Source organism: Streptomyces sp. NPDC004134, assembly GCF_042874195.1.
GTDB lineage: Bacteria > Actinomycetota > Actinomycetes > Streptomycetales > Streptomycetaceae > Streptomyces.
In genome coordinates, this window is sequence record NZ_JBIAMS010000005.1 from 81,140 (window position 1) to 93,343 (window position 12,204).

The window sequence follows — 12,204 nt, forward strand, 5'->3', positions numbered from 1 at the left end:
GGCGGGCGCAGGGGCGGTGGCGTACGGGCGGTGGCGTACGGGCGGTGGCGTACGGCGGGCGGGGCGTACGGGCCGTGAAGGACGGGCGCAGGCGCTGACGCAGGCGCCGTATCCGGGCCCGGGTCCGGATACGGCGCCTTTTGACGACGACGAAGGCGCCGGATCCGAACCCCCGGAGGGCTCGGGTGGGGCAGGTCAGTCCCGGTAGCCCCAGGCGGCGGCGTACTCCGCCATCTTCGGGGACAGCTCGGCCGTCCCCTCCTCGAAGGCGCGGGCAGCCTGTATCCGGCCGGACTTGATGTTGTCGCTGCGGTCCCCGAGGTTGGGCCGGAGCCGGCCGTGGTCCTGCTCGCCGTACGCCAGCATCGACTCCTCGAACTCCACCTCCAGGTACGCGCACACGCCGCGCATGACCCGCTCGGGGTCGGAGGTGAGGTCCTCGTACGTGAGGGTGTGGCCGTCGAGCGCGGTGCGGGCCCGCTCCAGCGGCTCGAAGTACTTCAGCGCGTTCGCCTCGTTCTGGGCGCGCGTGGAGGTGTTGGACTTGCGGTTGTCCAGTGAGCTGACGACGCCCTCGGGGTGGCGCAGGAGGAACAGGAACTTCGCCTTCGGCCAGGCGTGCGCCAGCCGCTCCCAGGCCCACACGTTGCCCGGGGTCTTGTCGACGACGATGTCCTTGCCGCTGCGCTCCAGCTCCAGGTGGAGCACCCGGTCCCAGAGCACGTGCTCCAGCTCCACCTTGTCCAGGCCCAGTTCGAGCATGGACTGGTCGGAGAAGCCGGGGGTCAGCTCCACGCCGAGGGTGCGCAGGTGCAGCTCGTGCGGGGCGCGTATCCGGGAGTGGCTGTTGAGCAGCATGCGCAGCAGGGTGGAGCCGGAGCGCACCGGGGCGAGGACGAAGACCGGCGCCTCGACCTGCCGGGGCATGGCGTCCACCCCGTAGTCCAGCGCGACCGTCTTCTTGGGCGGGCGCGGGCCCTTCGGCTTGGCCTTCTCCGGCGTCTTCTGCGGCGTCGCGGCCTCGGGCGCCACCTGGGCCGCCGGGGCCGCGTCCGCGTCCGGACCGGTCAACTGCCGCGGCGGCCGGAGCGCCTCGCCCAGCAGCCTGGCTCTGCGCTTGATGCCCGTGTTCACGACTCCCATGGCGCCTCTGCCACCCTTCCTCACACCGTGCCCTGCCCGTCACTCCCCCCGCGCGGACGGCCGGTGCCTCATTGGCAACAGGCGACGCGCACCCGGAAGAACGTAGGACAACGATTCGGCAAAGGCAATGGCTCGATTCCGCTTCTCACCCACGTCTTAGGCTTTGCCCATGACGTCTGCTCCCCCGCCCCGGTTCGACCGCAGCCACTCCGATGACCTCGCCGGTTACCTCACCGCCTCCCCCACGCCGTACCACGCCGTGGCGGAGGCCGCCCGGCGGCTGGAGAAGGCCGGGTTCACCCAGCTCCGGGAGACCGACGCCTGGGACGCGACGGCAGGCGGCCGCTACGTGCTGCGCGGCGGCGCGCTCATCGCCTGGTACGTGCCGGAGGGCAGCGCCCCCGAGACGCCCTTCCACATCGTCGGCGCCCACACGGACTCGCCCAACCTGCGGGTCAAGCCGCTGCCGGACACCGGCGGGCACGGGTGGCGGCAGATCGCGGTGGAGGTCTACGGCGGGCCGCTGCTCAACAGTTGGCTGGACCGGGACCTGGGTCTCGCGGGCCGGCTGACGCTGCGCCCGGGCGCGACGCACGCGGGGGCGGGCGGGGGCGGCGGCGCGGGCCGCGGCCCGGGCGGTGCCCAGGTGCCGGGCGGTGCCGAGGTGCGGCTGGTCAACGTCGACCGGCCGCTGCTGCGCGTACCGCAGCTCGCCATCCACCTCGACCGGGGCGTGGCCACCGAGGGCCTCAAGCTCGACAAGCAGCGCCACGCGACGCCGATCTGGGGCCTGGGCCCCGTACACGAGGGCGACCTCGTCGATTTCCTGGCCGCGGAGGCCGGGGTCGCGCCCGGCGACGTCATCGGCTGGGACCTGATGGTCCACAGCGTCGAGCCGCCGGCCTACCTCGGCCGCGACCGCGAACTGCTCGCGGGCCCGCGCATGGACAACCTCCTCTCCGTACACGCCGCCGTCGCCGCCCTCGCCGCCGCGGCGACCGCCGGCACCCCGCCGACGACGATCCCCGTGCTGGCCGCCTTCGACCACGAGGAGACCGGCAGCCAGTCCGACACCGGCGCGGAGGGCCCCCTCCTCGGCACCGTCCTGCGCCGCAGCGTCGCCGCCCGCGGCGGCTCGTACGACGACACCGCCCGCGCCCTCGCCGGCTCCGTCTGCCTCTCCTCCGACACCGGCCACGCCGTGCACCCCAACTACCCCGAGCGCCACGAGCCGGGCCACCACCCGATGCCGAACGGCGGCCCGATCCTCAAGGTCAACGTCAACCAGCGCTACGCCACGGACGGCACCGGCCGCGGGATCCTCGCCACCGCCTGCGAACGGGCCGGGGTGCCGTGGCAGACGTTCGTCTCCCACAACGCGATGCCCTGCGGCACGACCATCGGCCCCATCACGGCGGCCCGCCACGGGATCACGACCGTGGACATCGGGGTGGCCATCCTCTCGATGCACTCGGCGCGGGAGCTGTGCGGCGCGGAGGACCCGCACCTGCTGGCGAGCGCGCTGGCGGCGTTCCTGACGGAGTGACCCCGGCGGGCCTCCTTTCGTGGTCGCGTCGTGGTCGCGTCGTCGTCGCGGGCTTCGGATGCGCGGGCGGATTCGGGTGGGCGGGCGGATTCGGGTGGGCGGGCGGATTCGGGTGGGCGGGCGGATTCGGGTGCGCGGTGCCGTCGGCACCGCGTCACGCGTACGGCTTGATGGCCACCGTGGCGTCGAGTTCGAGCGAGTTCTCCCCCGCCGGGGCCGGCAGGTCCAGCACCCGGTCCAGGAGCCGGCCGCCCAGCCGGCCGCAGCCCTCCCTGCGCGGAGCGGTGAACTCCGTGTCCGCGGCGGCGAAGGAGACCAGCAGCGGGTCCTCGGATATCACCTCCGTGGGGCGGGTGTCCTTCAGCACGAGGTGGATCGGCTCCGTGGCCGCCGCGCCTATGGAGCATCCCTTCGGGAGCGCCGGTCCACCGACCGCGAGGGTCAGGTCCAGCTCGCCGCGGCGTGCCTCGTCGGCTTCGAAGTCGCTGTAGCCCCCGTACCGCGGCGTGAGCGTCAGCGGTGTCCCCCCGACCCGGATCGGCTCGGCGGTCATCTCGCCGAACACCTGCGCATACGCGCCGTCGACCCGGCCCTCCGTGAACGTCAGCGTCATCGGCCGCTCGATGGGCTCGTCCACCCCGCCGACCCGCAGCCGCCCCGTCGCGTGCATCACCTCGCAGCGCCAGGTCCCGGGATCGGCACCGGCGGGCAGCTCGTCCGCCGCCGGGCAGGCACCGAAGCCGAACTCGGCCCCGGGAGGGCCGGCTTCCGCGGCGGCGGCGGGGGCGGGGGCCGCGGGCGCGGCGGCGGCGGGGGCGGCACCGGTGGTGAGGGTGGCGAGCAGGGCGGTGAGCGCGGTGGCCGCGAGGCGGGCGGCGCCCGTTCCGTACGGCCGGCGGTTCCAGTTCTTCGTCATGCCGGCAGCATCACAGAGTTTTCTCTGCAAAGAAAGCTCTGCAGAGGAACCTGTGGATAAACTGCGGCCCATGACGGACGAGCGGCGCAAGGTCAGCAGCCCGGAAGCGCTCAAGGCGCTCGCGCACCCGCTGCGGCTGCGCATCCTGCGCCACCTCTCGGTGCACGGCCCGGCCACGTCGACGACGCTGGCGGCCGCGCTGGCCGAGAACACCGGGACGCTCAGCTACCACCTGCGCATGCTGGAGCGCGGCGGCCTCATCGAGGACATCCCGGAGCGGTCGGCGGGCCGCGAGCGCTGGTGGCGAGGCGTGCCCGGGCTGGACATCAGGCGCCCGCCGATGGACGACGTCACGGCGGGGGAGCGGGCGGTCATCGCCGAACTGGACCGGCTCCGCGGGGCGGAGGACCTGGAACTGGCCCGGCGGTTCACCGCGGAGCAGGGGGGAGAGGGCGAGGAGTCCGAGGAGGGCTGGCTGCGGGGATCACGCGGGCTGAGCCATCTGACGAAGGAGGAGTTGGACGCCTTCCACGACGACTACCTGAAGCTCCTGGCCAAGTACCGCCACACCCCGGAAGACGCCGCCCCGGGCGCGCGGCCGGTCCACCTGCGGTGGTTCGGCATCCCGGCGGACTAGCGAGAAGGCGCTGCCGGCAAGCGATCGCTCACGGCCCCGCGTCCCCCTCGTCCATGCCCGCCAGGATCAGCGGCAGCCGCCGTACCCCCGACTCCGTGAGGCGGATCGGGACGCCCCAGTCCTGCTGGTGTACGTGGCACGCCGGGTACTCCACCGACCCGTCGTCGTCGCAGCTTGCCGCCATCGCCGAGACGTGCAGGACGCCCTCCCGCGGGCCGTCCGCCGACAGGGTCACCTCGCGGGTCAGGTCCGTGCCCTGGCCGTCGCCGGTCGTGAGCAAGGACGGCGGGGTGGCGCTCACCAGGAGTCGGGTGGCCGGGCCGTAGCGGGTGTCGAGTTTCTGGCCCGGCGGGGGGCGGAAGACGACGTCCAGCGACAGGGTGCCCGGGGCCACGTCCGTCGCCGCGCGCTGCGTGCGGTGGGCGACCGGGGGCACGCGGACCGCCTCGTCCGGGAGCCGGAGGCGGGTCAGACGGTGCCGGGCGGACTCGACGACCACGATCTCCTCGCCGTCCACCACCGCGTCGGACGGCTCCCGCAGGTCCGTCGCCAGGGTGGTCACGGTGCCGGTGGCCGGGTCGTAGCGGCGCAGGGCGTGGTTGTACGTGTCCGAGACCGCCACCGAGCCGTCCGGCAGCGCCGTGACGCCCAGCGGGTGCTGGAGCAGCGCCTCGCCGGCCGGGCCGTCGCGGTGGCCGAAGTCGAAGAGCCCGGTGCCGACCGCCGTGTGCACCCGGGCCCGCTGCCCCGGCCCGGCGCCCGGCTCCAGCCAGCGCAGCGCCGACGTCTCCGAGTCCGCGATCCACAGCCGGCCGTCCGCCGCCGCCAGCCCCGACGGCTGCGCGAACCACGCCTCCTCCGCGGGCCCGTCGAGCAGCCCCTCGTTCGTCGTGCCGGCCGCCGCCGCCACCGTGTCCGTCTCCGGGTCGTACGTCCACAGTTGGTGGACCCCCGCCATCGCGATCCACAGCCGGCCGTCGAACCACGCCACGTCCCACGGCGACGACAGGTCGACCTCGCGCCCCGGCCCCGACGCCGGCGAGCCCTGCCACCACTGCCGCCCCGTCCCCGCCAGCGTCGTCACCGAGCCGGTACCGAGGTCGACGGCCCTGACCGCGTGGTTCACGGTGTCCGCCACCGCCACCTCGCCGGACGGCAGCAGCGCCAGCCCCTGCGGCTCGCTGAAGCGCGGTGCGGCCCCGTCCGCGTACCCCCGCTCCCCGCTCCCGATCGCCCGCACGACCGTCTCGCCGTCCGGCTCCAGCTCCACCAGCCGGTGCCGCGTCGTGTCCGAGACGAGCAGGTTGCCCGACGGCAGCCGCAGCGCCTTCCCGGGGAACCGCAGACGCGTCGCCGCCGGCTCCGGCGGTAGGTACGGACCGTCACCCCGCCGCAGCGTGCCCTTGGCCGCGTGCTCCGCCTCCAGCTCCGCGACCAGCCGCTCGATGGCGTGCACGTGCCCCTCCCCCGCGTGCTGCGCGACGACGTAGCCCTCCGGGTCGATCACCACCAGCGTCGGCCACGCCCGTACCGCGTACTGCTTCCACGTCGCCAGCTCCGGGTCGTCCAGCACCGGGTGGTGCACCCCGTAGCGCTCGACGGCGTCCACGACCGCCGCATGCTCCGCCTCGTGCACGAACTTCGGCGAGTGCACGCCGATGACGACCACCGTGTCCCGGTGCTTCTCCTCCAGCTCGCGCAGCTCGTCCAGGACGTGCAGGCAGTTGACGCAGCAGAACGTCCAGAAATCTACGACGACACACTTACCTCGGAGGTCCGCGAGCGTCACGTTCTTGCCGCCTGTGTTCAGCCAGCCGCCTTTGCCGATCAGCTCAGGGGCACGGACACGGGCACGTCGCGGGGCAGGAGAGGCAGCGTTCATGCAGTGCAGGGTGCCATCCCGAGATGAACGCACGATCGTCCCGGGCCGCCACTGATGCCTCGTCGGGATACGGAGACACTTCCTGATCCAGCGTGGCCCACTCGATCCGTACACGCTGCTCCGGAACGAAACGTCGGCCCCGGTTGCCCTTGCGGACCTCCACGCGGTCGATGGCCAGAGACAGCCGGCCCCTGCGGTCCGCGCCCTCCGATGCTCTCCAGGTCTCCCGGAGGAGGTCACCGTCGAGCATCGGACTCACATCCACCGAGGGCATCGGCAACTTCGCGAGACCGGCGCGCAGGCCGTCCGTGCGTTCCCTCAGCCGCTCCGCCAGCCGGTTGTATCGCTCCACTGCTGCCGCGCCCTTGAACTCACCACGTACATAGCGGGCGTCCTCAAGGTCGGCCAGTCTCGCTTCCTCATCCTCGATCTCCGCCGCGATCGCATCCCGCTTGGCGAATGTCCCCGGGTCCGTGCGGTGCGCCCAGCGGTCGGCGATGACAAGGGCCAAGGGGTCGTCCGGCTCAAGAGCGGGAAGCTTCGCCAGGAAGCGCTCGGCCACATAGTCGTCCACGCGGTCGGCCAGGGCCGAAGCTTCCGGACACTGGTTTCCCGCACGGCGTGCCATGCACTGATAGCTGTTGCCGACCCGGTGCATCCGTCGCCCACAGCCCGGCACTCCGCAGAAGATCAGCCCCGTGAGCAGCGCCGTCCCCCCTGGTTTCGGGCGACGCTTGCCGGCGTGGACGAACGTCCGCGCCTCCATCTGGCGAGTTCGGCGCTCCGTGGTGAACGTGCGGAAGTCGAGGATCGCGATGCGGCCGCGCAGCGCGGCGAGGCTCAGTTCCGCCCCGCCGGAGTCCCGGCAGTCCCGGTGCTACGGCCGTCCCAGCACTCGGTCCCGCAGCGCGGGGAACTCCTCCCGCGTCCGCGTCACCCGCGCCGGATCCAGCTCCGCCCGCAGGACTTCCTCGCCTTCGCCCGCCTCGGCCAGGATCTCGCCCCACGGGTCGACGACCATGCTGTGCCCCGCCTGCGCCACACCGCCCGTCGTGCCCGCCGTGCTGCAGGCCAGGACGTACGCCTGGTTCTCCACCGCGCGCGCCTGCGCCAGCAGCCGCCAGTGCGCGCGGCGCTGCGCGGGCCAGCCCGCGGGGATGACAAGAGTCTGCGCCCCCTTGTCGGCCAGGGCCCGGAAGAGCTCGGGGAAGCGGAGGTCGTAGCAGGTGGCGAGGCCCACGACGGTGCCGGGGAGGTCCGCGGTGACGACCTCGTCGCCCGCGCCCATCAGGACCGCCTCGCCGCGGTCGAAGCCGAAGCGGTGGATCTTGCGGTACGTACGTGCCCGCTCGCCGTCGGGGGCGTAGAGGAGGCTCGTGTTGAACAGCGTCCCCGCCGCGTCCCGCTCCACGATCGACCCCGCGTGCAGCCACACGCCCGCGTCCCGGGCCGCCGCCGCCATCGCCGCCGCCGTGGGCCCGTCGAGGGTCTCCGCCGCGGCCGCGAAGTCGTCGAACGCGAACGCGCCCACGTGCCACAGCTCCGGCAGCACCACCAGCCCGGAGCCCTCCTCGGCTCGTACGAGCGCCGCCGCACGGGCACGTCGGCTTTCCACGGTTTCATCCGGATCCACCCGGAACTGGATCAGAGAAGCGCGCACCTTACCACCACCTAGAAGGCCAAGTCGTGTGCCTCACCGCATAATCGTCGCCCGAAAGCACTGCCGGGGCACCCGTGCGCAGCGTAACTTAGGGCCTGCCGTGCATCTCGCGAACGATCCCGTAAGGGGTAGTGTGACCGTCCACTCCAGCCTCCAGCCGTCCATCGATGCCTGGGCCCATTCGGCCGAGGCCATTTCCGAACTCGTGGCACCGCTCTCCGAGGGGGAGTGGAGCGGGCGAAGCGGACTGCCGGGGTGGTCCGTGCGGGATGTCGTCTCGCACATCATCGGCGCCGAGTGCGAGGCACTCGGCGACCCCCGGCCGATCCACAACCTGCCGGCCGACCTCATGCACATCACGAGCGAGAAGGCGCGCTACGTCGAGGTGCAGGTCGACACGCGGCGCCACCACACCGCGCCGGAGATGACCGCCGACCTCGAGTACACGCTGATCCGCCGGCGGCGCCAGCTCCGCGACGAGAAGCGCGCGCCGGAGGCCAAGATGCGCGGGGCGTTCGGCAGCGAGATGACGCTCGCGGAGCTGACGCACTACCGCGCCTTCGACATATGGGTGCACGAGCAGGACATCCGACGCGCGCTGGGCCGGCCGGGGAACATCGACTCGCCCGGCGCGCACCTCGTGCGCGACGAGCTGCTGGCGCGGCTGCCGAAGGTGGTCGCCGAGGACGCGGCGGCGCGGCCGGGGTCGATCGTGGTGGTGGACGTGACGGGCCCGGTGGAGTTCATGCGGACGGTGCGGGTCGGGGAGGACGGCCGCGGCTCCATCGACGGCAGCGTCTCGCTCGGACCGACGGTGACGCTGACGACGGACTGGGAGACGTACCTGTGGCTGGCCACGGGCCGGCTGCGGGCGGCCGCGGTGGCGGACCGGGTGAAGGCGGAGGGCGATCCGCAACTGGCGGAGGCGGTCCTGCGGAACTTCACGGTGACGGACTGAGGGCGCGCACGTACGGCGGCCTGACGGTCGGTACGGCGGCGGCCTGACCGTCGTACGGCGGCGGCCTGACGGGGTCCGTACGGCAGCGGCCTGACGGTCCGTACGACAGGCCGCACCGGCGTCCGTGCGGCGCCGTCCGCGGTCACCCGTACGGGTCCGGCCGTTGCTGCCTCCTCACCCGTAAGGGGGCAGCCCTCATCCGACCGGCACAGCCCGGCGGGCGCCCCGCGCCCGGCCGCCCCAGGCTGATCATGTGAGCATCAGCCAGGAACAGCTTCTCCGTTGCAGCGTCGCCGTCGACGTCGGGGCCACCCGCACCCGCGTCTACCTCAGGGGCATCGGCCTCGTCGTGGACGAACCGAGCGCCGTCGCCCTCAACTCCCACACCGGCGCCCTGGTGGCCGTCGGCGGGCAGGCCGAGGCGATGACCGGGCGTACCCCCGACCACATCCAGGTCGTGCGGCCCGTGGGGCCGAACGGCATCACCGACATCGAGATGGCCCAGCGCATGCTGCGCCACCTCATCCACGCCAAGGTCCGCAGATCCTGGCGCTTCCACCCCTCGCTACGGGCCGCGGCGTGCACCCCGCACGACGCCGAGCCGCTGACGCAGCGGGCGATGATCGACACGCTGGCGGGGCTGGGCGCGAAGCGGGTCATCCTCGTCGACACCCTCATCGCCACGGCGGTGGGCTGCGGGCTGCCGGTGGCGGCGGCGGAGGGCACGCTGATCGTGGTGTGCGGTGCGGCGATGACGCAGATCGCCGTGCTGTCGCTGGGCAACGTGGTCGCCGCGGAGAAGGTGCCGGTGGGCGGGCAGGCGGTGGACCGGGCGCTGGTGGAGCACCTGCGCATCAACCACGAGGTGATGCTGCGCAGCCACACCGTCAGCCAGGTGCACCGCGACCTCTCGCTCGCCGGCGCGCAGGGCGCGGCGACGCTGGACGTGCTCGGCCGCGACGTGGTCTCCGGCCGCCCGCGTACGGTGCAGGTCGACCCGGCGGCGGTGGGGCAGGCGGCGGGCGTGCCGATGCTCGCGGTGCTCGACGGGATCCGCTCGGTGCTGCGCCGCTGCCCGCCGGACCTGGTGGCGGACATCGGGGACCACGGGATCGTGCTGGCGGGCGAGAGCGCGACGATGCCGGGCCTGGAGACGATGCTGCGTACGTCGGTGGGGCTGCCCGTGCGCATCGCGGAACGCCCGGACGTGGCGGCGGTGGTGGGCCTCGGCTCGATGATCGAGAACGGCGCCCCGCCGGAGGCGATCCCCGACGCGACCTCGGGTCCCGCGGGCTTCCACGAGCCGGCCCCGACGACCAACCCGGCCCCCCAGCCCAACCAGACCCCCGAGGTGGCCACGGAGGTGGCGACGGACTAGGCCGGGCCACCGACCGCGCCACCGACCCGCGCCGCAGGCCCGCGCCGCAGGCCCCTGCCCCGGGCTCCCTGCCGCGGGTCCGTGCCGGGGGCCCGCCTCAGGCGGGGACGTGGACGGCCGAGACGCGGCTTGCCACCAGGCGTTCGCGTTCGCGGCGGTGGGCCCGGCGGCGCAGGCGCATGATCTGCGTGGTGCCCAGGATCTGCAGGACGAAGATGCTCGCGAAGGCGATGTCGTAGCGGTCACCCGTCGCGTCCAGCAGCAGACCCACCGCCAGCAGCGTGGTGATCGACGCCGTGAAGCCGCCCATGTTGACGATGCCGGAGGCCGTGCCCAGCCGCTCCGGCGGGTTGGCCGGGCGGGCGAAGTCGAAGCCGATCATCGACGCGGGCCCGCACGCCCCCAGCACGCAGCACAGCACCACCAGCAGCCAGCCCGGCGCGTGCGCCCCCGGCCAGCTCAGCACCGCGCCCCAGACCAGCGCCGTCGCCGCCACCGTGCCCAGCGCCAGCGGCAGCCGGGCCGCGTGGTGCCGGGCGATGAGCTGGCCGTAGACGAGGCCGACCGCCATGGTGGAGAGCACCACGAGCGTCAGCAGTTGGCCGGCCTCCGCGCGGCTCATGCCCTGGGCCTCGACGAGGAACGGCAGCCCCCACAGCAGCAGGAAGACCATCGCGGGGAACTGGGTGGTGAAGTGCACCCAGAGGCCCAGCCGGGTGCCCGGCTCGCGCCAGGCGCCTGATATCTGCGCCCGGATGCCGCGGCCGTGGTGGTCCTCGGGCGGCGGCGGTACGTAGTCGCGGGGCTGGTCGCGCAGGAAGAGCAGGACGAGGACGAGCATGACCGCGCCGGCCGCCGCGCTGCCCGCGAAGGTCGGGGTCCAGCCGAACTCCTGGAGCATGCGGGAGAGTACGAGCGTCGAGACCAGGTTGCCCGCCATCCCGACGAGCCCCGCGAGCTGCGCTATCAGCGGCCCGCGGCGGGCGGGGAACCAGCGCGCGCCCAGCCGCAGGATGCTGATGAACGTCATCGCGTCGCCGCAGCCGAGCAGCGCGCGGGAGGCCAGGGCGGTGCCGTACGTGCCGGAGAGCGCGAAGCCGAACTGCCCCGCCGTGTACAGCACGATGCCCATCGCCAGCACCCGGCGGGTGCCGAGCCGGTCGACGAGCAGGCCGACGGGGATCTGCATGCCGGCGTAGACGAGGAGCTGGAGTATGGAGAAGCCCGACAGGGCGGAGGCGCCGACGTCGAAGCGCTCGGCGGCGTCGATGCCGGCGACGCCCAGGCTCGTACGGTACGTGACGGCGACGAAGTAGACGGCGACGCCGAGGCTCCAGACGGCGGCGGCCTGTAGGCCGCCGGGCGGGTCTCCGGGCAGCCCGCGGGCGCCCCCCGCGCGCACGGCGGTCACCGCAGGTCCCCGCGCAACAGGTCCCGTACGGAGGCGACGTGGCCGTGCACCGCGGCGGCGGCGGTGTCCGCGCTGCCGCTGCGCAGCGCCTGGAGGATCTCGGCGTGCTCGGCGAGCGAGCGGCGCATGCGGTCGGGCTGGGCGTTCATGAGCGCGACGCCCATGCGGAGCTGGCGGTCGCGGAGTTGGTCGTAGAGGCGGACGAGGATGGCGTTGCCCGCGTTGCGGACGATCTCGGCGTGGAAGCAGCGGTCGGTGACGGACGCCGCGGCGCGGTCGTCGGCCTCGACGTGCCGGCGCTGTTCCTCCAGCAGTTCTTCGAGCCGGGTGAGCAGCGCGCCGGGCGCGGGCACGGACCGGCGGGCGGCGTGCTCCTCGACGAGCATCCGGGTCTCGACGACGTCGGCGATCTCCTGCGCGGAGACGGGCAGGACGAACGCGCCCTTCTTCGGGTACAGCTCCAGCAGCCCCTCGGCCTGCAGCCGCAGCAGCGCCTCGCGCACGGGTGTGCGGGAGACGCCGACGGCATCGGCCAGCTCGCCCTCGGTGAGCATCGTGCCGCCCTCGTAACGCCGTTCCAGCACGCCTTGCTTGACGTGGGCGTAGACGCGGTCGGCGGCGGGCGCGGGCTTGGCGGGGGCGGCGGGGCTCGGGGGCATGCGCACAGCATAGA

At 73.7% G+C, this 12,204-nt stretch carries 11 protein-coding genes; 4 read left to right on the top strand and 7 right to left on the bottom strand.

Annotated elements, in window-relative coordinates; translation table 11 throughout:
• Positions 1–195: 195 nt before the first annotated feature.
• Positions 196–1,143 carry a sulfotransferase family protein gene (locus ACFYVJ_RS09120; protein WP_388888043.1) on the bottom strand — a complete coding sequence of 316 codons (948 nt, stop codon included), beginning with the start codon at positions 1,141–1,143 and terminating at the stop codon, positions 196–198.
• Positions 1,144–1,312: 169 nt separating this feature from the next.
• On the opposite strand from ACFYVJ_RS09120, the gene ACFYVJ_RS09125 reads away from it, so the two are divergent.
• Positions 1,313–2,689, top strand: a complete 1,377-nt coding sequence (locus ACFYVJ_RS09125) for a M18 family aminopeptidase (protein WP_388888046.1) — start codon at positions 1,313–1,315, stop codon at positions 2,687–2,689.
• Between the two features lie 154 nt (positions 2,690–2,843).
• Here the strand turns inward: ACFYVJ_RS09125 and ACFYVJ_RS09130 are convergent, their stop codons facing one another.
• Positions 2,844–3,605 (bottom strand): hypothetical protein, encoded by a 762-nt coding sequence (locus ACFYVJ_RS09130; RefSeq protein WP_388888048.1) that lies wholly within the window; start codon positions 3,603–3,605, stop codon positions 2,844–2,846.
• 70 nt (positions 3,606–3,675) lie between these two features.
• On the opposite strand from ACFYVJ_RS09130, the gene ACFYVJ_RS09135 reads away from it, so the two are divergent.
• Positions 3,676–4,242: an ArsR/SmtB family transcription factor gene (locus tag ACFYVJ_RS09135; protein ID WP_388888049.1), complete on the top strand. Its 567-nt coding sequence runs from the start codon at positions 3,676–3,678 to the stop codon at positions 4,240–4,242.
• Between the two features lie 28 nt (positions 4,243–4,270).
• Here ACFYVJ_RS09135 and ACFYVJ_RS09140 read toward each other — a convergent pair whose 3' ends face one another.
• The 3 genes from ACFYVJ_RS09140 to ACFYVJ_RS09150 form a co-directional block, all read right to left on the bottom strand.
• Positions 4,271–6,124, bottom strand: a complete 1,854-nt coding sequence (locus ACFYVJ_RS09140; RefSeq protein WP_388888052.1) for an NHL domain-containing thioredoxin family protein — start codon at positions 6,122–6,124, stop codon at positions 4,271–4,273.
• Positions 6,075–6,890, bottom strand: coding sequence for a zinc ribbon domain-containing protein (locus ACFYVJ_RS09145; RefSeq protein WP_388888054.1), 816 nt, complete (start codon positions 6,888–6,890; stop codon positions 6,075–6,077). The genes ACFYVJ_RS09140 and ACFYVJ_RS09145 overlap by 50 nt, the downstream gene beginning before the upstream one ends.
• 111 nt (positions 6,891–7,001) lie before the next feature.
• Positions 7,002–7,784: a nitrilase-related carbon-nitrogen hydrolase gene (locus tag ACFYVJ_RS09150; protein ID WP_388888057.1), complete on the bottom strand. Its 783-nt coding sequence runs from the start codon at positions 7,782–7,784 to the stop codon at positions 7,002–7,004.
• Between the two features lie 133 nt (positions 7,785–7,917).
• Here ACFYVJ_RS09150 and ACFYVJ_RS09155 point away from each other — a divergent pair, with 133 nt between their 5' ends.
• Complete coding sequence (locus ACFYVJ_RS09155; RefSeq protein WP_388888059.1) at positions 7,918–8,742, top strand: maleylpyruvate isomerase family mycothiol-dependent enzyme; 825 nt, start codon at positions 7,918–7,920, stop codon at positions 8,740–8,742.
• A 253-nt stretch (positions 8,743–8,995) separates the two neighbouring features.
• On the top strand, positions 8,996–10,120 hold the full coding sequence (locus ACFYVJ_RS09160) for a rod shape-determining protein (RefSeq protein WP_388888061.1): 1,125 nt from the start codon (positions 8,996–8,998) through the stop codon (positions 10,118–10,120).
• A 97-nt stretch (positions 10,121–10,217) separates the two neighbouring features.
• On the opposite strand, the gene ACFYVJ_RS09165 is transcribed toward ACFYVJ_RS09160, so the two are convergent.
• Together ACFYVJ_RS09165 and ACFYVJ_RS09170 are read right to left on the bottom strand one after the other, a co-directional pair.
• Positions 10,218–11,531: a nitrate/nitrite transporter gene (locus ACFYVJ_RS09165; RefSeq protein ID WP_388888063.1), complete on the bottom strand. Its 1,314-nt coding sequence runs from the start codon at positions 11,529–11,531 to the stop codon at positions 10,218–10,220.
• Positions 11,528–12,190, bottom strand: coding sequence for a GntR family transcriptional regulator (locus ACFYVJ_RS09170; protein ID WP_388888065.1), 663 nt, complete (start codon positions 12,188–12,190; stop codon positions 11,528–11,530). The genes ACFYVJ_RS09165 and ACFYVJ_RS09170 overlap by 4 nt, the downstream gene beginning before the upstream one ends.
• Positions 12,191–12,204: the final 14 nt, after the last annotated feature.